Origin of the sequence: Enterobacter sp. 01-M-03-SI-ECC (genome assembly GCF_047530215.1) — a bacterium.
Lineage (GTDB): Bacteria > Pseudomonadota > Gammaproteobacteria > Enterobacterales > Enterobacteriaceae > Enterobacter > Enterobacter chengduensis.
In genome coordinates this window covers 155,825-177,983 of sequence record NZ_JBLKDA010000007.1, presented here as the reverse complement: position 1 = coordinate 177,983, position 22,159 = coordinate 155,825, and the positions used below count along the sequence as shown (strand labels likewise).

The 22,159-nt window shown below is 57.1% G+C and carries 18 protein-coding genes and 2 tRNA genes; 12 read left to right on the top strand and 8 right to left on the bottom strand.

The window, feature by feature from the left end:
- Positions 1-13 precede the first annotated feature (13 nt).
- From frdD to frdA, 4 genes are read right to left on the bottom strand one after another with little or no spacing between them, the layout of a single operon-like run.
- Positions 14-373: a fumarate reductase subunit FrdD gene (frdD, locus tag ACMWKK_RS09520; protein ID WP_112780402.1), complete on the bottom strand. Its 360-nt coding sequence runs from the start codon at positions 371-373 to the stop codon at positions 14-16.
- Between the two features lie 10 nt (positions 374-383).
- Positions 384-779: a fumarate reductase subunit FrdC gene (gene frdC / locus ACMWKK_RS09515; protein ID WP_045331440.1), complete on the bottom strand. Its 396-nt coding sequence runs from the start codon at positions 777-779 to the stop codon at positions 384-386.
- 10 nt (positions 780-789) lie between these two features.
- Entirely contained in the window at positions 790-1,524 is a 735-nt protein-coding gene (locus ACMWKK_RS09510; protein WP_112780403.1) for a succinate dehydrogenase/fumarate reductase iron-sulfur subunit, read from the bottom strand.
- Positions 1,517-3,307: a fumarate reductase (quinol) flavoprotein subunit gene (frdA, locus tag ACMWKK_RS09505; protein ID WP_032643775.1), complete on the bottom strand. Its 1,791-nt coding sequence runs from the start codon at positions 3,305-3,307 to the stop codon at positions 1,517-1,519. Before frdA ends, ACMWKK_RS09510 begins: the two co-directional genes overlap by 8 nt.
- A gap of 310 nt (positions 3,308-3,617) precedes the next feature.
- On the opposite strand from frdA, the gene epmA reads away from it, so the two are divergent.
- Both epmA and yjeM read left to right on the top strand, forming a co-directional pair.
- Entirely contained in the window at positions 3,618-4,595 is a 978-nt protein-coding gene (epmA, locus tag ACMWKK_RS09500; protein WP_045331433.1) for an elongation factor P--(R)-beta-lysine ligase, read from the top strand.
- Positions 4,596-4,789: 194 nt separating this feature from the next.
- Positions 4,790-6,289: a glutamate/gamma-aminobutyrate family transporter YjeM gene (yjeM, locus tag ACMWKK_RS09495; RefSeq protein WP_045331430.1), complete on the top strand. Its 1,500-nt coding sequence runs from the start codon at positions 4,790-4,792 to the stop codon at positions 6,287-6,289.
- Between the two features lie 37 nt (positions 6,290-6,326).
- On the opposite strand, the gene mscM is transcribed toward yjeM, so the two are convergent.
- The 3 genes from mscM to rsgA all read right to left on the bottom strand — a co-directional run bounded on the left by mscM (position 6,327) and on the right by rsgA (position 11,788).
- Complete coding sequence (gene mscM, locus ACMWKK_RS09490; RefSeq protein ID WP_406542786.1) at positions 6,327-9,650, bottom strand: miniconductance mechanosensitive channel MscM; 3,324 nt, start codon at positions 9,648-9,650, stop codon at positions 6,327-6,329.
- Positions 9,651-9,669: 19 nt separating this feature from the next.
- Complete coding sequence (gene asd / locus ACMWKK_RS09485) at positions 9,670-10,638, bottom strand: archaetidylserine decarboxylase (RefSeq protein ID WP_045331425.1); 969 nt, start codon at positions 10,636-10,638, stop codon at positions 9,670-9,672.
- 97 nt (positions 10,639-10,735) lie between these two features.
- A complete protein-coding gene (gene rsgA, locus ACMWKK_RS09480; RefSeq protein ID WP_072265610.1) occupies positions 10,736-11,788 on the bottom strand; it encodes a small ribosomal subunit biogenesis GTPase RsgA in 1,053 nt (350 codons plus the stop codon).
- A 107-nt stretch (positions 11,789-11,895) separates the two neighbouring features.
- On the opposite strand from rsgA, the gene orn reads away from it, so the two are divergent.
- The 3 genes from orn (at position 11,896) to ACMWKK_RS09465 (ending at position 12,825) form a co-directional block, all read left to right on the top strand.
- The gene (gene orn / locus ACMWKK_RS09475) at positions 11,896-12,441 is read left to right on the top strand and encodes an oligoribonuclease (RefSeq protein WP_045331420.1); all 546 of its coding nucleotides are present in this window, start codon (positions 11,896-11,898) and stop codon (positions 12,439-12,441) included.
- A gap of 196 nt (positions 12,442-12,637) precedes the next feature.
- A tRNA-Gly gene (locus ACMWKK_RS09470) sits at positions 12,638-12,713 on the top strand.
- A 36-nt stretch (positions 12,714-12,749) separates the two neighbouring features.
- Positions 12,750-12,825: transfer RNA gene (locus ACMWKK_RS09465), tRNA-Gly, on the top strand.
- Between the two features lie 270 nt (positions 12,826-13,095).
- Here the strand turns inward: ACMWKK_RS09465 and queG are convergent.
- The gene (gene queG / locus ACMWKK_RS09460; RefSeq protein ID WP_045329904.1) at positions 13,096-14,235 is read right to left on the bottom strand and encodes a tRNA epoxyqueuosine(34) reductase QueG; all 1,140 of its coding nucleotides are present in this window, start codon (positions 14,233-14,235) and stop codon (positions 13,096-13,098) included.
- Between queG and nnr the strand changes: the two genes are divergently transcribed.
- The 7 genes from nnr (at position 14,234) to hflX (ending at position 22,117) form a co-directional block, all read left to right on the top strand.
- Positions 14,234-15,757 carry a bifunctional ADP-dependent NAD(P)H-hydrate dehydratase/NAD(P)H-hydrate epimerase gene (nnr, locus tag ACMWKK_RS09455; RefSeq protein ID WP_112780407.1) on the top strand — a complete coding sequence of 508 codons (1,524 nt, stop codon included), beginning with the start codon at positions 14,234-14,236 and terminating at the stop codon, positions 15,755-15,757. The two genes, queG and nnr, sit on opposite strands and share 2 nt — an antisense overlap.
- Positions 15,750-16,211 carry a tRNA (adenosine(37)-N6)-threonylcarbamoyltransferase complex ATPase subunit type 1 TsaE gene (tsaE, locus tag ACMWKK_RS09450; protein ID WP_112780408.1) on the top strand — a complete coding sequence of 154 codons (462 nt, stop codon included), beginning with the start codon at positions 15,750-15,752 and terminating at the stop codon, positions 16,209-16,211. Before nnr ends, tsaE begins: the two co-directional genes overlap by 8 nt.
- A gap of 16 nt (positions 16,212-16,227) precedes the next feature.
- Positions 16,228-17,568 (top strand): N-acetylmuramoyl-L-alanine amidase AmiB, encoded by a 1,341-nt coding sequence (amiB, locus tag ACMWKK_RS09445; RefSeq protein WP_112780409.1) that lies wholly within the window; start codon positions 16,228-16,230, stop codon positions 17,566-17,568.
- A gap of 9 nt (positions 17,569-17,577) precedes the next feature.
- Entirely contained in the window at positions 17,578-19,422 is a 1,845-nt protein-coding gene (mutL, locus tag ACMWKK_RS09440; protein ID WP_161656604.1) for a DNA mismatch repair endonuclease MutL, read from the top strand.
- Complete coding sequence (gene miaA, locus ACMWKK_RS09435) at positions 19,415-20,365, top strand: tRNA (adenosine(37)-N6)-dimethylallyltransferase MiaA (protein ID WP_045329892.1); 951 nt, start codon at positions 19,415-19,417, stop codon at positions 20,363-20,365. The genes mutL and miaA overlap by 8 nt, the downstream gene beginning before the upstream one ends.
- An 85-nt stretch (positions 20,366-20,450) precedes the next feature.
- Positions 20,451-20,762: an RNA chaperone Hfq gene (hfq, locus tag ACMWKK_RS09430; RefSeq protein ID WP_008502919.1), complete on the top strand. Its 312-nt coding sequence runs from the start codon at positions 20,451-20,453 to the stop codon at positions 20,760-20,762.
- 74 nt (positions 20,763-20,836) lie between these two features.
- Positions 20,837-22,117 (top strand): ribosome rescue GTPase HflX, encoded by a 1,281-nt coding sequence (hflX, locus tag ACMWKK_RS09425; RefSeq protein WP_023310136.1) that lies wholly within the window; start codon positions 20,837-20,839, stop codon positions 22,115-22,117.
- Positions 22,118-22,159: the final 42 nt, after the last annotated feature.

Here is a 22,159-nt window from a genome sequence, read left to right as displayed (position 1 = left end):
CGGGCCAGAGGCGTCAAATGGTGATCACGGCAATCAGCGTCACCACGGTCAGGATGGTCGCCAGACCGTAGAATACCCATTTCCCGCTTGGGACATGGATTTTCAGATCATGCATCGCGTGGTGAATACGGTGCAGACCGCACCACAGCGGCAGGACGATCGTCAGGAAGATGAACACGCGGCCAATAAAGCTGCTCGCGAACGCCAGTACGCGCTCGTAGCTCAGCGCGTCGCCCGGGAACAGCCCCAGCGGCAGCATAATACCGACCAGCAGGATGATGACCGGGGCGATGATGGCACTCCACATGCCGCCTGCGCCAAACAGCCCCCAGAAAACCGGCTCGTCCGAACGTTTTGGATTTGGATTGATCACGGGTGTCTCCTTACCAGAACAGTGCGACAAACAGAATGACCACAGTGACCAGAATCGTCACCGCCCAGAGTCCCTTAATCACCGGCTCTGGCCCCATTTTCTCGTCTTTTATGATAATGTTCGCGGCTTTTGGCGCCAGTTCAAACCAGGTTTTGGTATGAAGCAGCGCGGCCGCGAGTACGATCAGGTTCAGAACAACGATGATGGGGTTTTGCAGGAAACCGACAAAGTTCGCCCAGGTTTCCGGCCCGTGCTTGAGGGCAAAAACGCCGTACATCAGCTCAAGGCTGAACCAGACTGCCGGTACCGCCGTGCCTTCACGCAGCATGTAGAAGCGATAAAACGGCAGGTTTTTCCACCAGGTGGACGGCATTGGCCGCACGTAGGCTTTGCGTTTAGTCGTCATCATGCACTCCTTAGCGTGGTTTCAGGGTAGCGATAAGAAAGTCTTTCGAGCTTTCCACTTTACCCTGCTGAATAGCGGCGGCCGGGTCGACGTGCTTCGGACAAACTTCGGAGCAATAACCCACAAAGGTACAGCTCCAGACGCCGTTCTGGCTGTTGAGCTGCGCCATACGTTCTTTTTTGCCGTGGTCGCGGCTGTCTTCGTTGTAGCGGTGCGCCAGGGTAATGGCGGCCGGGCCGATGAACTCCTTGTTCAGGCCAAACTGTGGACAGGCGGCGTAGCACAGGCCGCAGTTGATGCAGCCGGAGAACTGATGGTATTTCGCCATCTGCGCCGGCGTCTGGGTATTTGGCCCCTGATCAGGCGTGCGCGGGTTACCAATGATGTACGGCTTAATCGCTTCCAGGCTTTCGATAAAGTGGGTCATATCGACCACCAGATCGCGTTCAATCGGGAAGTTGCCCAGCGCTTCGACCTTAATGCCTTTGGTGTACTCGCGCAGGAAGGTCTTACAGGCCAGCTTCGGCACCTTGTTGACCATCATGCCGCAGGAGCCGCAGATCGCCATGCGGCAGGACCAGCGGTAGCTCAGGTCTGGCGCCAGGTTGTCTTTGATATAGCCGAGCGCATCCAGCAGGGAGGTTTGCTCGTCATAAGGCACTTCATAGAAAACGCTGTGCGGTGCGGCGTCCAATTCCGGATTGTAGCGCACCACTTCAACTTTCAGTTTTTGCATCTCAGCCATTCGCCTTCTCCTTCTTCTCGGCGTCTTCTGCTTCTGCACCGTACACGCGTTTCGCCGGCGGCAGCGTGGTGATTTTCACGTCGCTGTAGTCCAGACGCGTGGTGCCATCCGCATCGCGCCAGGCGAGGGTGTGTTTCAGGAAATTGACGTCGTCACGCTCGGTACAGCCTTCGTCCAGGCGCTGGTGGGCCCCGCGCGACTCTTTACGCGCCAGGGCAGAGTGCGCCATACATTCCGCGACGTTCAGGCCGTGGCCCAGCTCGATGGTATAGAGCAGGTCGGTGTTGAAGACGCTGGACGTGTCGGTAATGCGCACGCGCTTGAAGCGCTCCTGCAGTTCCGCCAGCTTGTCGACGGTTTTTTGCATCAGCTCAGGGGTACGGTAGATACCGCAGCCTTCTTCCATCGACAGGCCCATTTCATCGCGGATCTTCGACCAGTTCTCGTTGCCTTCCTGGTTCACCAGATCTTTCAGGCGTTTTTCAACGTCTGCGACCTGCGCATCCAGCGCGGCACCGTTGGCTTCGCCCGCGGTTGCCGCTCGCTCCATCGCGCGCTCGCCCGCCATGCGGCCAAAGACGACCAGCTCCGCCAGCGAGTTAGAACCAAGGCGGTTAGCGCCGTGCAGGCCCACGGAGGAACACTCGCCGACGGCGAACAGGCCCTTAATTCGGGTTTCACACTGCTGGTCGGTTTCGATCCCGCCCATCGTGTAGTGCGCCGTTGGGCGTACCGGAATCGGCTCTTTCACCGGGTCGACGCCGACGTAAGCTTTCGCCAGCTCGCAGATGAACGGCAGACGTTCCAGCAGCTTCTTCTCACCGAGGTGGCGCAGGTCAAGATAGACGACATCGCCGCGCGGCGTGGAGATGGTGTTGCCTTTGCGCCACTCGTGCCAGAAGGCCTGAGAGACTTTGTCGCGCGGGCCGAGTTCCATGTATTTGTTCTTCGGCTCGCCGAGCGGGGTTTCCGGGCCCATGCCGTAATCCTGCAGGTAACGGTAGCCGTTTTTGTTGACCAGAATACCGCCTTCACCGCGGCAGCCTTCCGTCATCAGAATGCCGGAGCCCGGCAGGCCGGTTGGGTGATACTGCACGAACTCCATATCGCGCAGCGGTACGCCGTGGCTGAGCGCCATGCCCATGCCGTCACCGGTGACGATGCCGCCGTTGGTGTTGTAGCGGTATACGCGTCCCGCGCCGCCCGTTGCCATCACCACCGCGTTTGCGCGGATCTGGACAAGCGTGCCTTCCATCATGTTCATCGCCACCAGGCCACGCGCCTGTCCGTCATCAACCAGAATGTCGAGGACGAAGTGTTCATCGAAGCGCTGAATTTGTGGGAACTGAAGGGAGGTCTGGAACAGGGTGTGCAGCATGTGGAAGCCGGTTTTATCGGCGGCGAACCAGGTGCGTTCAATCTTCATTCCGCCAAAGCGGCGGACGTTGACGCTGCCGTCCGGACGGCGGCTCCACGGACATCCCCACTGCTCAAGCTGGGTCATTTCCGTAGGACAATGATGCACAAAGTAGTCAACGACATCCTGTTCGCAAAGCCAGTCGCCCCCTGCAACCGTGTCGTGGAAATGGTATTCAAAGCTGTCATGATCCTGCGCAACGGCGGCGGACCCTCCTTCTGCTGCCACTGTGTGGCTACGCATAGGATAGACTTTTGAAATCAATGCGATTTTGGCGTTGGGATTAGCTTGTGCTGCAGCAATCGCAGCACGTAATCCAGCCCCGCCAGCGCCTATTACGGCAAGATCGGCTTGAAAAGTTTGCACGACATTCCTCCAGGTTTTTGTTATTTCGCAACGCGACAAACTAAAGGTAGTTCACCCGCCCAAAGGGACGATTGCGAAAGCGTTTCCACTGCTCCTTTATGGGTAGAACATTATAACCGTGTAGATGTCAGGGAAATTTGACGTGTTCGATTTTTTTGCTGTTCTGTGCGGTGATTTATCATAGTGATTGATGAATTCCGTCACGCAATTGTTCGCCTAAATGAAATGCGCTTTTTTACTGCGCAAAATTTGTCTCTGTCTCTGCTAACGAGTAGACTTCGTGCCCTTGTCTGAAATCGGAGAACAACTCATGAGCGAAACGGCCACCTGGCAGCCGAGCGCATCCATCCCTAATCTGTTAAAACGCGCTGCAATTATGGCGGAGATCCGCCGTTTCTTTGCCGACCGCGGCGTCCTGGAGGTGGAAACCCCGTGCATGAGTCAGGCAACGGTGACGGATATTCATCTCGTCCCGTTTGAAACCCGTTTTGTTGGCCCCGGCCACTCTCAGGGCATGAATTTGTATCTGATGACCAGCCCGGAATACCACATGAAACGCCTTTTGGCGGCAGGATGTGGTCCGGTGTATCAGCTGTGCCGCAGCTTCCGTAATGAAGAGATGGGTCGTCACCACAACCCGGAATTCACCATGCTGGAGTGGTACCGCCCGCATTACGATATGTACCGCCTGATGAATGAGGTGGACGATCTGCTGCAGCAGGTGCTGGAGTGCTCAGAAGCCGAAACGATCTCCTATCAGCAGGCATTCCAGCGCCATCTGGAAATCGACCCGCTGTCGGCGGACAAAGCCCAGTTGCGCGAAGTGGCGGCAAAACTGGATCTGAGCAACGTGGCGGATACCGAAGAGGATCGCGATACGCTGCTGCAGCTGCTGTTTACGTTTGGCGTTGAACCGCAGATTGGTAAAGATCGTCCGACGTTTGTCTATCACTTCCCGGCAAGCCAGGCGTCACTGGCGCAGATCAGTACCGAAGATCATCGTGTCGCAGAGCGTTTTGAGGTCTATTACAAAGGCATCGAACTGGCGAACGGCTTCCACGAGCTGACCGATGCCCGCGAGCAGCAGCAGCGCTTCGATCAGGATAACCGCAAGCGAGCCGCGCGCGGCCTGCCGCAGCAGCCTATTGATACCAATCTGCTTGAAGCGTTAAAAGCCGGTCTGCCGGATTGCTCCGGCGTCGCGCTGGGCGTTGACCGTCTGGTGATGCTGGCCCTGGGCGCAGAGCAGCTTGGCGATGTGATTGCCTTTACGGTCGATCGCGCCTAATAAAATGCCGGGTGGCGCTGCGCTTACCCGGCCTACCATTCCTGTCAATTAACCTTTCCATTTCCGCACAACAACATTAAAAACTGCCACTTTCTCTATACACGGGTCTTTTTCTTAATTTGACCCTTATGGCCACAATATTTGTCTGGTCTTCTGCTACCATCCGCGCAATTTAATTCTCTTCGGATGGTGCTATGTCCCAGTCACTTAAAAAGATGACCCTCACCGGGCTCATCCTGATGATCTTTACCTCAGTCTTTGGCTTTGCCAACAGCCCATCAGCGTTCTATCTGATGGGCTACAGCGCGACGCCTTTTTATATCGTTTCTGCCCTGTTCTTCTTTATTCCGTTTGCGCTGATGATGGCGGAGATGGGCTCGGCTTACCGGAAAGAAGAGGGCGGGATCTACTCATGGATGAATAACAGCGTCGGGCCGCGCTACGCGTTTATCGGCACGTTTATGTGGTTTTCATCCTACGTTGTCTGGATGGTCAGCACGGCGGCCAAAGTCTGGGTGCCGTTCTCAACGTTTCTTTTCGGTGCCGATAAAACCCAGGTCTGGTCTTTAGCCGGGCTGAGCTCCACGCAGGTCGTGGGGATTCTGGCGGTCTGCTGGATGGTGGTGGTGACGCTGGTGGCGTCGAAAGGTATCAACAAAATTGCCCGGATTACCGCGGTTGGCGGTATCTCAGTGATGTGCCTGAACCTGGTGCTGCTGCTGGTAAGCATCGCGATTCTGTGCCTCAACGGCGGGCACTTTGCGCAGGAGGTCAATTTTGTTTCATCCCCTAATCCGGGCTATCAGTCCGGGCTGGCTATGCTCTCCTTCGTGGTATTTGCCATCTTTGCTTACGGCGGTATTGAAGCCGTAGGCGGCCTGGTTGATAAGACGGAAAACCCGGAAAAGAACTTTGCGAAAGGCATTATTTTTGCCGCCATCGTCATTTCCATCGGCTATTCGCTGGCGATTTTCCTCTGGGGCGTCAGCACGAACTGGCAGCAGGTGTTGAGCAACAACACGACTAACCTTGGCAACATCACCTATGTGCTGATGAAAAGCCTGGGGATGACGCTGGGACAGGCGATGAACCTGAGTCCAGAAGCGGCATCGGTATTGGGCGTCTGGTTCGCGCGGATTACCGGCCTGTCGATGTTCCTGGCGTATACCGGCGCGTTCTTCACGCTGATCTACTCCCCGCTGAAAGCGATTATTCAGGGTACGCCGAAGGCGCTGTGGCCTGCGCGTATGACCCAGCTCAACGCGACGGGGATGCCTGCCAACGCCATGTGGATGCAGTGTCTGCTGGTGTGCGTGTTCATTCTGCTGGTGTCATTTGGTGGCGATACGGCGTCTGCGTTTTACAACAAGCTGACCCTGATGGCGAACGTGTCGATGACGCTGCCGTATCTGTTCCTGACCCTCGCATTCCCGTTCTTTAAGGCGAAGCAGGATCTCGAACGTCCGTTTGTGATTTTTAAAACCCGCGCGGCAACGCTGCTGGCCACCACGGTGGTGGTGCTGGTGGTGGCGTTTGCCAACATCTTCACCATTATTCAGCCGGTGATTGAGGCGAACGACTGGAACAGCGCGCTGTGGATGGTCGGCGGTCCAGTCTTCTTCTCGCTGCTGGCGATGGGGATTTATGAGAATTACCGTCGACGCGCGACGGCGTTCGTCGCAGAAGTGGCATAGCGGTAGTATTCCCCTCCCGGCAGGGAGGGGAGAAGCGTTACAAACTTCCCGCCGGGCGCGTACGCGCCGCTGACGTCAGCGTTCTTCCCGTTTTACGCCCGTCCAGGCTTTCCAGACGCATCTGGAACGGTGGGAACGGCATATCAATACCGTGCTCGCGGAAGCCGGCCAGAATCAGCTGGTGGATCTCATGGCGCAGCGGCATACGGTGTCCCATTTCGGCGGCGTAGATACGCAGCTCGAAAATCTGGATCCCCTGCTGTAAATCCACGAGGAAGACTTCCGGCGCCGGGTTGTCGATGACCAGCGAGCAGCGCTCCGCGGCAGTGTAGAGGATCTGGGTGACCTCTTCGCTGTTGGCGTCCGACGGGGCCGGTACCGTCAGCACCACGCGCGTCACGGAGTCTGACAGCGACCAGTTGATGAACTGCTCGGTGATGAACGCCTTGTTTGGCACGATGATCTCTTTCCGATCCCAGTCGCTGATCGTCGTCGCACGGGTATTGATCTTCGTGATGCTGCCGGTCAGATCGCGGATCGTCACGGTATCGCCAATGCGGATCGGTTTTTCGAACAAAATGATCAGGCCAGAGATGAAGTTGGCGAAGATCTCCTGTAAACCAAAACCTAGCCCTACACCCAGGGCCGCCACCAGCCACTGCAGCTTCGACCACTCAATCCCGATCATCGAGAAGCCAACCAGCCCGCCAAAGAGCATGATCAGATATTTAGTAATGGTGGTAATCGCATAACCCGTACCCGGGGTTAAATCCAGGTGCTGCAGCAGCGCCAGCTCCAGCAGCGCCGGGAAGTTGCGCACCAGCTGCGTGGTGATAATCAACACCAGAATGGCAATCAGCACTGCGCCTAAGGTTATCGGCTCCAGGCTCTCGACCCCCTGCACCGTGGACGTTACGTCCCAGAGAGAAATATTTTCCAGGAAGCCAAATGCGGAGTGGATCTCTGACCACAGGAAGATCACCGACAGGAGGGCAATCAGCATCAGGATGGAGCGCACCAGGCGCAGGGACTGGGTGCTGATGGCATCCAGATCCAGCTCCACCTCATCCGCTTCCGTCGTGCCTTCCGTGCTGTTGACGTGGTTTGGCTCTTCCTCACCCCGCGCACGCTGGGCGAGGATCTCTGCACGGCGATGCTTGGCGCGGTCAAAGGCCAGACGGCGGCGCTGGATCAGCATCCAGCGGCGGATCACGTGGTACACCACCAGAAGCAGGAACCAGATGGCCACCGAGGTTTCCAGTCGCGCCAGCAGCGCCTGCGCGGTCGCCAGATAGCCCACCGCGGCTGCCAGCATCGCAAACAGCGGCGCGCTCAGCAGCAGGTTCCAGAGCAGCCGGTTGAACATGTTGTCGCCGCTGCCGGATTTATCCAGATAGAGCGGTATCCCCGCGCGTTTCAGGCTGAGCGTCACGATGGCCAGCGCGCCGCATATCAGAATAAAGCAGAGGCGCCCCAGCGAGCCTGAGAACTCCCGGTCGTTGAGATTATCGAACATGATCAGCGCCATAATCAGCGGCACAATCAGCCCGATGCTCATCAGGTAGTAACGCATGGCGCGCGCAACGCGATTACGCGGCCAGCCGAAGTGGGCAATAAACAGGCCATTGGGGCGCGCAAAGGTGGCGCAAATCATGACCACCCACAGCAGCGGCACGGTGGCGGTGACGCCATCGCCAATCGCTACCGCAAGCGGGTAGGGCCAGGCTTCCCGCAGGCCATATCCCAGCGTCATCCACAGCACCGGCAGCGGGGAGGCGACGAGAATCGACCAGAATACGGTGCGCAGCGTCAGCCAGAAGTGGTCCTGAGTGACTTTCCCGACCCTTGAGCTGGAACGCTCCAGGAAACGGGTGAAATGTCGGCGCGAGTAAATGCTAAAGCCCACCAGAATCAACGCCCCCAGCAGCGGGAAAATGGTCTCTTTGCTGGTGAACATCATCACGCTGGCCTGTCCCAGCTGGCTGAAGGTGTCCAGCGAAATCAGACGGCGCAGGTCCTGGACAATTTCAATCGGCCACGAGAAGGTCATTGGACGCACGTCGGACGTCCAGAAGAGATATCGGTGCGTGGCCTCGTTCACCTCTTTCAGCGCGTCTTCCAGCTGGCTGTTGGATACTTTTAGCTTGGTCAGTTCCAGGATCAGCGTATCCCCGCCCTGGAGCAGAGAGTTCAGCAGCTCACGCTGGGTACGCAGCTGGGCTTCCAGAATCCGGTTCTGCTCGCTGGTCAGGGGCTGTCCGTCAGCCTGTCGAAGCTGGCGGATTTGCGGCTGTTTATTGAGGAGGTCTTCAAAGTGCAGTCGCTGAACGCGCAGCTGGGCCATCTCGGTATCCAGCTGCTGCGGCTTCGGCATTTCCGGCAGGCGCGCGACCTGGGCGCGTAGCGCTTCGCCCAGCAGGTTCGATGACCCGAGCCACTGGGACTGCTCGCGCAGGGTGTTGAGCGCCTGGCGAACCTGAAGGGTTTGATTGGTCGCCTGACGCTGCTGCGAAGCCACCAGGTCCATACGCTGCGCCTGCTGGTTGAGCGCGGCGGAAAGCTCGCGGTTGACCTTAAACTGATCGACGATGCCCGCGGGGAGGTTAGCGCTGTTCTCCGCTAGCAGTTCGGTGCTTTCAAGAGCACGCTCGGCCTCGCGCTGACGCTGGCTGTTGAGCTGATTGCGCAGGGCCTGAAGATAGGCGTCAAGCTGCTCGCTCTGCTTCTGAGCGAGTTCAGAGCGCATCCGCGACAGTTCCTGGCGGTTATTGGCGGAAAGCTGCGCCAGCTCCAGCTCATCGACAAGGGCCTTCAGGCGAGCCGATTCTGCCTGCAGACCCAGATTTTGCGCCTGAGCCTGTGCCGTATTGCCGCTTTGCGTACCCACGCGACGCTCGACTTCATTAAGCTGGCGGCGGGCGTCGGTTTGCTGCTGTGGAAGCTGGCTGAGGGAGTCGGCAATTTCGCGCGCTCGCTCCTGCTCCTGCTGGGCAAGGCGACTCTTCTCCAGAAGCTGGCTGCTGACCTGCAGGATCTCCTGGTTCAGGGCATCGGAGGTCATGCCTGCGGGCACGTCACGCGGCTCGTCACGCAGGTTATTGAGCTGAGAGCGCAGCGTCTGCGAGAGTTTGGGGAAGTTGTCGATAACCTGCTGATATTGCTGAGCGCGCTCAAGCGAGCCTTTTCGCTCCTCAAGCGCGTTCAGGGCTGTCTGGAGCGACTCGACGGTCTCTGGCTGAGCGGGTTTGGCCGCTTTTGCCTGCTCCAGTTGCTGGGTTATCTGTTTGGCGTCGGGGGCTGTCGCTGCGTACGCCCCCATGCTGAGGCACCAGGCCATCAGTAGAACGATAATCGGGCGCACGTCAGCGATCCTTCTGTTGTTAGCCTTCGTCTTTTTTGTCGTCAACCAGCGGGCTGGCGTCGTGCTCGGCGTGGATCTCTTCCTGTGACAGCGGCGCGGGTTCTGCATCTGGCGTCACGAAGGTTTCGGTAGAGACCGCCAGCGGCTGGCCCAGTTTGGTGACCGACAGGCTTTCGAGCTGTTCAGCGAGCTTCACCTTGCCCGGCGCAAACAGGTTGATCACGGTGGAGCCCAGCTTGAAGCGGCCCATCTCCTGACCTTTAAGCAGGGCGACAGAGCCCTCCGCTTCACCGGCAGGCCAGGTCCAGCGTTTGATCACGCCTTCGCGCGGAGGCGTAATGGTGCCCGCCCAGACGGTTTCGATGCTGCCTACAATGGTCGCACCGACCAGAATCTGCGCCATTGGGCCAAATTCAGTATCAAACAGGCAGATGACGCGCTCGTTACGGGCAAACAGGTTCGGCACGTTCTGCGCGGTGAGGTGGTTCACGGAGAACAGGTCGCCCGGGACGTAGATCATTTCACGCAGAATACCGTTACACGGCATGTGCACGCGGTGGTAGTCGCGCGGTGACAGATAGGTAGTGGCGAACGTACCGTTGCGGAACAGATCCGCCATCAGGTAATTGCCCGCCAGCAGCGCTTCCAGGCTGTAGTTATGGCCCTTCGCCTGCAGAATTTTGTCGTCTTCGATGTTACCCAACTGGCTGATCACGCCGTCTGCCGGCATCACCAGGACGTTTGGATCGGTGTTCAGCGGGCGCACGTCGTCACGCAGCGGGCGCACGAAGAATTCGTTGAAGGTGCGGTAGCTGGCGGTATCCGGCTTCTGCGCCTCTTTCATGTCGACCTTGTAATATTTTACGAAAAGGTCGATGACCAGTTTGGTCAGCCAGCCCGCGCGTTTGCTTGCGCCCCAGCCCGCCAGGCGAGTGAGCCACAGTTTTGGCAGAATGTATTGAAGCGAAAGTTTAAATGCGTTTAACAAGGTAGCCTCCAGGCCATTGTTTTGTCGTTCCTGATCCGGCGTTAAGCCGCCGGAACCTGAAAAAAGGGGACGATTTTAGCGATGCTTAGCTTAGTTGTCAGTTATCAGAATCAGAAAAGTTTTTACGCGTTTTTACGTCTTCCATGCTCTCAAGAATGCGGTGATAGTTTTCAAAGCGGGTCTCCGCAATTTCACCGTTCTCAACCGCTTCGCGGATAGCGCAGCCCGGGTCGTTATCGTGTTTACAGTCGCGGTATTTGCAAGCGCCTAAATAATCATGGAATTCGACAAATCCGTTAAAGATTTGTTCCGGCTCAAGGTGCCACAAACCGAACTCACGCACGCCCGGGGAGTCGATCACGTCGCCGCCGTGTGGGAAGTGATACAGGCGCGAGGCGGTGGTCGTGTGCTGGCCCAGACCCGAGACGTTGGACACATCGTTGGTCAGGATCTCCTGCTGGAGGCCAAGCAGGTTGTTCAGCAGGCTTGATTTGCCCACGCCGGACTGGCCCGCGAAGATGCTGATGCGATCGGTGAGCGCCTCTTCCAGCGGTTTCAGGCCATCCTTGGTGTGGCTGGAGACCATCAGCACGCGATACCCAATCTTGCGGTAGATATCCATCTGCTCATTCACGAAGGCCATGCCGTCGTCATCCAGCAGATCGATTTTGTTCAATACGATGATCGGTTCCACCTGCAGCGTTTCGCAGGCCACAAGGTAACGATCGATAATGTTGAGCGAAAGCTCAGGTAAAATCGCCGAAACTATGACGATCTGGTTAATGTTGGCGGCAATCGGCTTCACGCCATCGTAGAAATCCGGGCGGGTGAGCACCGACGTGCGTTCATGCACGGCCTCAACGATGCCCTTAACCGTGACCCCTTCAGCGGCCTCTTTGCCTGGTCGCCAGACCACGCGATCGCCGGTCACCAGTGAACGGATGGTGCGACGGATATTGCAACGGTGAATTTCCCCGTCGGCGGATTCGACATCGGCATGCATGCCGAAACGGCTGATGACTACGCCTTCTGTCGCTTCACCAAACAGGTTGTCGTCATAATCCGGCTTCTCCGAAGTGGTTTTAAGACGGCGCTGGTGGTTGGCGTTTACGCGGCGCTGCTGCCCTTTGGAGAGTTTATTTTTACTCAATCGCGCTGGCTCCTGGTCGCCCATAAGGGGCAAAACCTCTATGATACACTCTAATTAATACTAGTTAACCTGCTACTGCCGGTTATGCGAGAAGGGTGGAAAATAACATGAGCGCGGATGAAAACAACCTGATTTGGATCGATCTCGAAATGACCGGGCTGGATCCCGAGCGCGATCGCATTATTGAAATTGCAACGCTGGTGACGGACGCCAACCTGAATATCCTGGCGGAAGGCCCAACGATTGCCGTGCATCAGTCCGATGAGCAGCTGGCCTTGATGGATGAATGGAACGTGCGCACCCACACCGGCAGTGGCCTGGTGGAGCGCGTGAAGGCGAGCACGTTTGGCGACCGCGAGGCGGAGCTGGCAACGCTTGAGTTCCTGAAACAGTGGGTTCCGGCGGGGAAATCGCCTATTTGCGGGAACAGCATCGGCCAGGATCGCCGCTTCCTGTTTAAGTACATGCCGGAGCTGGAGTCTTACTTCCACTACCGCTATCTGGATGTCAGCACCCTGAAAGAGCTGGCGCGTCGCTGGAAGCCTGAAATCCTCGACGGCTTTAAAAAGCAGGGCACCCATCAGGCGATGGACGATATCCGGGAGTCCGTGGCGGAGCTGGCGTACTACCGCGAAAACTTTATTAAGCTGTGATTTTGAGATCCGGCGCCTTGCGTGGCCGGGTTTTTGCCGTTAAATTGTTCAGCTTGCCGATTTAATAAGCATTTGAACTGAATTTCGAAAAAATCGCTTTAAGGGGGGTTGCAGCTAAAAGGATTTCTCGTATAATGCGCCTCCCGTAACGACAGAGAATTACACGTTACGACAGCAACAAAAGCAGTACAGATTTGCGGGAATAGCTCAGTTGGTAGAGCACGACCTTGCCAAGGTCGGGGTCGCGAGTTCGAGTCTCGTTTCCCGCTCCAAAATTTGAAAGTGCTTTCACAGCACAGACTGCCCAAGCGGGAATAGCTCAGTTGGTAGAGCACGACCTTGCCAAGGTCGGGGTCGCGAGTTCGAGTCTCGTTTCCCGCTCCAAATTCTTCATCATCTCTAAAATATCCACAGCGAAATGATTCGTTGGGGACGTTTTCTATTGTCTCTGAAATACTCTTGTAAACAGAGTTATCCACAGAAACTGCGCTTAACCGGAACAGGGTTAAAACTTAGCAGGGTGAATAATATCTTTATAACTCGCTGTATTTAATAAATAAAATTTGATTTCAAAATGTTATTGAGATCACTTGACCTCATCTCCAGCCCAGATGGCGCTTGAGTTTGTAATTTTATTCACAGGCTGTGAATAGTTCAGGCATCTCGCGTAAGCCCTTTTTCGATTACCCTTACCAGACGCTGTTTCTTCGGTAGCTGCACCTCGACTACACAGGCATTACGCTTCTCAATTTGCTGCGCAATCGCCCATTCTATGTGTTCATCAAGAAGTGGGTGCTCACCTCTACGGCTTTCAAGTGCCCGCAGATTCGCTTCATCCCAGGGAGCATTACCCAGCGCGACGGCAACGTTACGCAGCCAGCGCAGATGGCCGATACGGCGAATGGCCGAGCCTTCCGTCACTTTCAGGAACCAGGCTTCGGTCCAGGCGAACAGCTCAATAAGCTGCGGCGCATGCAGCGCCTTACGCGGGCTGAAATCTTCTTCGTCCGTGAGCTGTGAATAGCGGTTCCACGGGCAGATCAGCTGGCAGTCGTCGCAGCCGTAGATGCGGTTGCCGATAAGCGGTCGAAATTCTTCTGGAATGGCCCCTTCCAGTTCGATAGTCAGGTAGGAGATGCAGCGGCGTGCATCAACGGTGTAGGGCTCGACGATGGCACCCGTCGGGCAAATGGTCATGCAGGCCACGCAGCGCCCACAGCCTTCTTCTACCGGGCCGTCTATCGGCAGCGGCAAATCAATCAGCAGTTCACCCAGGAAGAAGAACGATCCGGCGTCGCGGCTAAGGATAAGTGAGTGCTTACCTGTCCAGCCAAGCCCGGCTTTTTCGGCGATCGGGCGCTCAAGAATAGGCGCAGAATCGACAAAGGGTCTAAAATTCAGCGAAACACAGTGCTGCTGAATGGTTTCCCCGAGTTTTTTTAAACGGTTGCGCAGAAGCTTATGGTAATCACGTCCCAGGGCGTAGCGGCTGACGTAACCCAAAGAGGGGTCTTTTAGCGTGCGCGCAAAGGCCGCGTTGGCGGGCAGGTAGTTCATGCGCACGCTGATGACGCGTAACGTGCCCGGCAAGAGCTCGTGTGGACGGGCGCGCATCATGCCATGACGCGCCATCCACTCCATTTCGCCGTGGTATTGTTTATCCAGCCAGGCCTGCAGTTTTGGCTCGCTGGCCGAGAGGTCGGTATCGGTAATGCCCACCTTCTGGAAGCCAAGTTCAGCACCCCACTGTTTTATTTTTTGCGCTAATTCATTGAGATCGAGGGGCTGTGACATGACGGACCATACGGTGAAGAAAAACCCCGCAAGTATACCACATTCCATCTGGCATGCGGATGACCTCCGGCGCGCCGAAAAAGAGGCCGCAGACAGCCTCGGGATAACCCTTTACGAACTGATGCTGCGCGCGGGTGAGGCGGCGTTTAACGTTGCCCGCAGCGCGTATCCGCAGGCCGCTCACTGGCTGATTCTGTGTGGGCACGGCAATAACGGCGGCGACGGCTACGTTGTCGCCCGTCTTGCGGCTGCGGCAGGTATCCGCGTGACGCTGCTGGCTTTGGAGAGTGAAAAACCGCTGCCGGAAGAGGCGGACGCGGCGCGCACGGCGTGGCTTAACGCAGGCGGTGTGATTCATGCGCCGGATATCGTCTGGCCAGAGGATGTTGATCTGATTGTTGACGGTCTGCTGGGCACCGGGCTTCGCAGCGCGCCTCGCGAAAACGTAGCCGCTCTGATTGAACACGCGAACAGACATTCCGCGCCGGTTGTCGCGCTGGATATTCCTTCAGGCCTGATTGCACAAACCGGCGCGACGCCGGGAGCGGTGATTCAGGCTGCGCACACGGTGACCTTTATCGCCCTCAAGCCGGGGTTGCTGACCGGCAAAGCGCGAGACGTTGTTGGCGTGCTGCACCACAGTGCGCTGGGGCTGGAGAGCTGGCTTGCCGGGCAGGAAATGCGCATCGCGCGTTTTGATGCGTCGCAGCTTGCAGCGTGGCTCCCGCCGCGCCGACCGACGTCCCATAAAGGGGATAGCGGCAGGCTGGTGATAATTGGCGGCGACCATGGCACGGCAGGTGCGATTCGCATGACCGGCGAAGCGGCATTACGCAGCGGTGCTGGCCTGGTGCGAGTGCTCACCCGCATTGAGAATATTGCCCCAATCATTACCGCCCGTCCGGAGCTGATGGTCCACGAGCTTACGCCCCAGGCGCTTGAAGAAAGCCTGGAATGGGCGGACGTGGTGGTGATTGGGCCCGGGCTTGGACAGCAGGCGTGGGGTAAACAGGCCCTGCAAAAGGTCGAGAATTTTCGTAAACCGATGCTGTGGGATGCCGACGCGCTTAACCTTCTGGCAATAAACCCCGATAAGCGTCACAATCGCATTCTCACGCCACACCCCGGCGAAGCCGCGCGGCTGCTTAACTGCAGCGTGGCAGAAATTGAAAGCGATCGCTTACTTTCTGCTCAGCGTCTGGTAAAACGTTACGGAGGTGTTGCTGTTTTAAAAGGGGCAGGAACCGTTGTCGCCAGCGACGAGTCGCAGGGCATTATTGATGCCGGCAATGCGGGCATGGCAAGCGGCGGCATGGGCGATGTGCTTTCCGGCATCATTGGCGCATTGCTTGGACAGAAACTTCCCCTTTATGATGCAGCCTGTGCGGGCTGCGTGGCCCACGGCGTCGCGGCGGATAAACTGGCTGCGCGTTACGGCACGCGCGGTATGCTGGCCACCGATCTCTTTTGCACGCTGCGGCGTGTTGTTAACCCGGATGTGATTGACGTAGAAAATGACTAATCGAGCGATTCCTTTACCTGATGAACAAGCCACTTTAGAACTCGGCAAGCGCGTGGCGCAGGCCTGTCAGGGGGCAACCGTCATTTATCTGTATGGTGATTTAGGTGCGGGTAAAACCACCTTCAGCCGGGGTTTTTTGCAGGCGTTAGGGCATAACGGGAATGTCAAAAGCCCAACCTACACGCTGGTAGAACCGTACGCCCTTGAAAATCTTATGGTGTACCACTTCGATTTATACCGCCTTGCGGATCCTGAGGAGCTGGAATTTATGGGGATCCGTGATTATTTTGCCAATGATGCCATCTGCCTGGTGGAGTGGCCGCAACAAGGTGCGGGTGTGCTGCCTGACCCGGATGTCGAAATTCACTTAGATTACCAGGCACAAGGGCGTGAGGCGCGCATCAGTGCGGTTTCCTCATCAGGCAGTTCCTTACTGGCGCGTCTGGCCGGTTAAGCGTAGGGATGACGGGATGATAAATCGCGTTAAAGGCTGGTTGTTGGCTGCCACCGTGCTGCTGTGCGTGCAGGCCGGGGCGGCAAACCTCTCGGATATTCAGGTATCAAACGGCGAAAGCCAGGCCCGGATCACGTTCAGCTTTATGGGCGATCCTGAGTATGCATTTTCACAGCCAGACAGCCACAGCGTGGCGCTGGATATCAAACAGACGGGCGTAATCCAGGGGCTTCCGCTGCAGTTCAGCGGCAACAACCTGGTGAAAAGCATCCGTTCGGGAACGCCCCAGGACAGCCAGTCGTTACGCCTGGTGGTCGATCTGACCGAAAAAGGCAAAACGAAGGCGGTGAAGCAGCAAAACGGCGCGAACTATACGGTGGTCTTTACCATCAATGCCGACGTTCCGCCGCCGCCTCCACCGCCGCCGGTCGTCGCGAAGCGCGTGGAAGAGCCGGTATATACGCCGCGTCCTTCTGAACCTGCGCGTAATCCGTTTAAATCGCAAAACGATCGCATTACCGCGGCAACCAGCAGCAATACGGTGACGCGTCCGGCGGCCAGCGCGCGACGCGCAACGGTCAGCGGTGACAAAGTGATCATCGCCATTGACGCGGGCCACGGCGGGGAAGATCCGGGGGCGATAGGCCCTGGCGGCACGCGCGAGAAAAACGTGACCATCGCTATCGCGCGTAAACTGCGTTCGCTGCTCAACGACGATCCTATGTTTAAAGGCGTGTTGACCCGCGACGGGGACTACTTTATCTCCGTCATGGGGCGCTCGGACGTGGCGCGCAAGCAAAACGCCAACTTCCTGGTCTCCATTCATGCGGACGCTGCGCCGAATCGTAGCGCGACCGGCGCCTCGGTTTGGGTGCTGTCGAACCGTCGCGCGAACAGCGAAATGGCCAACTGGCTGGAAGAGCATGAGAAGCAGTCTGAGCTGTTAGGCGGCGCGGGCGACGTGCTGGCTAACAGCCAGTCCGATCCGTACCTCAGCCAGGCGGTGCTGGATTTACAGTTCGGTCATTCTCAGCGCGTCGGGTATGATGTCGCCACTAACGTACTGAGCCAGCTGCAAAGCATTGGCGTGCTGCATAAACGTCGTCCTGAGCATGCCAGCCTCGGCGTTCTGCGCTCGCCGGATATCCCGTCCATCCTTGTAGAGACGGGCTTTATCAGTAACAACGGTGAAGAGCGTCTGTTGGGAAGCGACAGTTACCAGCAGCAAATTGCCGAAGCCATTTATAACGGTCTGCGTAAATACTTTGAGGCGCATCCGCTGCAGTCCGCACCGCAGAGCGGTGCCGCCCAGACGGCCAGCGCGGCGCTGCCGGGTGAGATGACTGCGACCAACTAAGGAGAATTCATGCCGATTCAGGTTCTACCGCCGCAGCTCGCGAACCAAATCGCCGCCGGTGAGGTGGTGGAACGCCCTGCGTCGGTGGTGAAGGAGCTGGTGGAAAACAGCCTCGATGCGGGCGCAACCCGCATCGATATTGATATCGAACGCGGTGGCGCGAAGCTTATCCGCATTCGCGACAACGGCTGTGGCATTAAAAAAGAGGAGCTGGCGCTGGCGCTGGCGCGTCACGCCACCAGTAAAATTGCCTCTCTGGATGACCTGGAAGCGATTATTAGCCTCGGCTTTCGCGGTGAGGCGCTGGCCAGTATCAGCTCGGTTTCGCGCCTGACGCTCACCTCCCGTACCGCGGAACAACAGGAAGCCTGGCAGGCCTACGCCGAAGGGCGCGACATGGACGTGACGGTCAGGCCCGCGGCGCATCCTGTCGGCACGACGCTTGAAGTGTTAGATCTCTTCTACAACACCCCCGCCCGGCGCAAGTTTATGCGTACCGAGAAGACCGAGTTTGGCCATATCGACGAGATCGTTCGGCGTATCGCGCTGGCGCGTTTTGACGTCACCATTAATCTCAGCCACAACGGCAAGGTGATGCGCCAGTATCGCGCGGTGGCGAAAGGCGGGCAGAAAGAGCGTCGTCTGGGGGCGATTTGCGGATTGCCGTTTCTGGAACAGGCGCTGGCCATTGAGTGGCAGCACGGCGATCTGGCTTTGCGCGGCTGGGTTGCCGATCCAAACGCGAGCAGCGCTGCGTTCTCTGAGATTCAGTATTGCTACGTCAACGGCCGCATGATGCGCGACCGCCTCATCAATCACGCGATTCGCCAGGCCTGCGAAGACAAGCTCGGGGCCGATCAGCAGCCTGCTTTCGTCCTTTATCTGGATATCGACCCCCATCAGGTGGATGTGAACGTTCATCCTGCCAAGCATGAGGTGCGGTTCCACCAGTCGCGTCTGGTGCACGACTTTATTTATCAGGGCGTGGCCGCCGTGTTGCAGCAGCAGGCTGCGCCAACGCTGCCGCTGGAGAACGACGCCCCTGCGCCGCGTCCGCTGCCCGAAAACCGTGTGGCAGCGGGCCGCAACCATTTTGCGGAGCCTGCCGTCGCGCGTGAACCGGAAGCCCCGCGCTTTTCATCAGCAGGGAGCGCACCGCGTCCAACGGGCGCGAACTACCCGAATGCCCAGCCTGGCTATCAAAAGCAGCAGGGGGCGTTGTACCGCAAACTGCTGGAAACGCCTGCGGTAGAGAGTAAAGAGCCCATTCCGGCCCCTCAGCCTTCACTGGACGGTCATAGCCAGAGTTTCGGCCGGGTGCTGACGATTATCGCCCCGGATATGGCGCTGCTTGAACGTAACGGCAACGTGATGCTTCTGGCCTTGCCGGTCGCCGAACGCTGGCTCAAACAGGTGCAGCTCACGCCGGGCGAAAATGCAGCCTGCGCGCAGCCGCTGTTAATTCCGGTACGCCTGAAAATATCCCCTGATGAAACAAGGGTATTGCAGCGCGTTGGGTCGCAGCTGGCGCAGATGGGTATTGAAACTGTGCTCGAACCACAACATGTGACAATTCGTGCAGTGCCTTTACCCTTACGCCAACAAAATTTACAAAACTTGATTCCTGAACTGATAGGCTACCTGGCGCAGCAAACATCGTTTGATGCCGCCAACACCGCGCAGTGGATCGCCCGCCATCTGGCAAGCGAACACGCGCCGTGGAGTATGGCGCAGGCCATCAGCGTGCTGGCGGAGGTGGAACGTCTTTGCCCGCACCTGGTAAAAACGCCGCCGGGTGGTTTATTACAACCTGTTGATTTACAAACGGCGATGAACGCCCTGAAACATGATTGACGTAAGTAAGGCGAGCCTGCCTAAGGCAATTTTTTTAATGGGCCCAACGGCCTCGGGCAAAACGGCGTTAGCCATTGAGTTGCGTAAAGTTTTGCCTGTAGAGTTGATTAGCGTCGACTCCGCCCTCATCTACCGAGGGATGGACATCGGCACGGCGAAGCCTGACGCAGACGAGCTGCGTGCGGCACCGCACCGTTTGCTGGATATTCTCGACCCGGCTCAGGCGTACTCCGCAGCGGATTTCCGCCGGGATGCCTTAGCCGAGATGGCCGAGATAACGGCGGCGGGACGTATACCGCTGTTGGTTGGCGGAACCATGCTCTACTTCAAGGCGCTGCTGGAGGGGTTGTCACCTCTGCCATCCGCGGATCCGGAAATAAGAGCAAAAATTGAGCAGCAGGCGGCAGAGCAGGGTTGGGACGTTTTGCATCAGCAACTGGCGGAGATTGACCCGGTTGCGGCAGCGCGGATCCATCCAAATGATCCGCAAAGGCTTTCCCGGGCACTGGAAGTTTTTTTCATTTCGGGTAAAACTTTAACGGAACTGACGCAAACGTCAGGAGACGCTCTGCCGTATCAGGTGCATCAGTTCGCCATCGCCCCGGCGAGCCGTGAACTGCTCCATCAGCGAATTGAGCAGCGTTTTCATCAGATGTTGGCTTCAGATTTTGAAGCAGAAGTGCGGGCGCTCTTTGCCCGTGGAGATTTGCATACGGACATGCCTTCCGTTCGTTGTGTGGGATACCGCCAGATGTGGTCGTATCTTGAAGGTGAGATTTCATACGATGAAATGGTTTATAGAGGTGTTTGCGCCACGAGACAGTTAGCGAAGCGCCAGATCACCTGGTTGCGCGGTTGGGAGGGTGTTCACTGGTTAGACAGTGAAAAACCGCAACAGGCGTTAAACGAAGTGATTGAGGTTGTTGGTGATATCGCTCACTGAATGTGTACAATTGAGACGTATCGTGCGCAATTTTTCAGAATCGCAAGGTTCTAAGTACAAAACAAGCATATAAGGAAAAGATAGAATGGCTAAGGGGCAATCTTTACAAGATCCGTTCCTGAACGCATTGCGTCGGGAACGTGTTCCAGTTTCTATTTATTTGGTGAATGGTATTAAGCTGCAAGGTCAGATTGAGTCTTTCGATCAGTTCGTGATTCTGTTGAAAAACACGGTCAGCCAGATGGTCTATAAGCACGCTATTTCTACCGTTGTTCCGTCTCGTCCGGTATCTCATCACAGCAATAACGCTGGCGGCGGCACGGGTAGTAACTACCATCATGGCAGCAACGCGCAGGGTTCTTCAACGCCAGCGCAGGACAGCGACGAGACCGAATAAGGTTTCGCACTGTTATCCACACGGGGAGCCAGGGATCCTGCGTTCCCCGCTGATCTTTTTAGAGAGGTTTACGCTTGTTTGACCGTTATGATGCCGGTGAGCAGGCGGTGCTGGTACACATCTATTTTTCGCAAGACAAAGATATGGAAGACCTCCAAGAGTTTGAATCTCTGGTCTCTTCCGCCGGTGTCGAAGCAATGCAGGTGATTACCGGTAGCCGTAAAGCGCCGCACCCAAAGTATTTTGTTGGTGAAGGTAAAGCAGTCGAAATTGCGGATGCCGTAAAAGCAACCGGCGCGTCAGTCGTGTTGTTTGATCATGCGCTGTCTCCAGCCCAGGAGCGCAACCTGGAAGCCCTTTGCGAATGCCGTGTTATCGATCGCACGGGTTTGATTTTAGATATTTTTGCTCAGCGTGCCCGTACCCACGAGGGGAAACTGCAGGTTGAGCTGGCGCAGCTGCGCCATCTGGCAACGCGTCTGGTGCGTGGCTGGACACACCTTGAAAGACAAAAAGGCGGGATTGGTTTGCGCGGCCCGGGTGAAACCCAGCTCGAAACCGACCGTCGTTTGCTGCGTGGCCGAATTACCCAGATCCTCTCGCGTCTGGAACGCGTAGAGAAACAGCGTGAACAGGGGCGTCGGGCGCGTACTAAAGCCGACATCCCGACGGTGTCGCTGGTGGGCTATACCAACGCCGGTAAATCCACCCTGTTTAACCAGATAACCGAGGCCCAGGTTTATGCCGCAGACCAGCTGTTTGCGACCCTGGACCCTACGCTGCGTCGAATTGACGTTGCTGACGTCGGTGAAACGGTGCTGGCGGATACCGTAGGGTTTATTCGCCATCTGCCGCATGACCTGGTGGCGGCGTTTAAGGCCACCCTGCAGGAGACGCGTCAGGCGACGCTGCTGCTGCACGTGATAGATGCGGCAGACGTGCGCGTGCAGGAGAACATCGACGCGGTGAACGTGGTGCTCGAAGAGATTGACGCCCACGAGATCCCAACGCTGTTGGTCATGAACAAGATCGATATGCTGGACGATTTCGAACCGCGTATTGACCGAGATGAAGAAAACAAACCGATTCGGGTCTGGCTTTCTGCCCAGACCGGTATTGGTGTGCCACTGCTTTTCCAGGCTTTGACAGAACGTCTTTCCGGTGAGGTAGCTCAGCACACGCTGCGACTGCCGCCACAGGAAGGCAGGCTGCGCAGCCGGTTTTATCAGCTTCAGGCGATAGAAAAAGAGTGGATGGAGGATGACGGCAGCGTGGGGATGCAGGTGCGTATGCCGATCGTTGACTGGCGTCGCCTCTGTAAACAAGAACCTGCGCTGGTCGACTATATCGTCTGATCAGAAAGGGGATGCCTGAATAATTCGCCCTTGCATAACAAA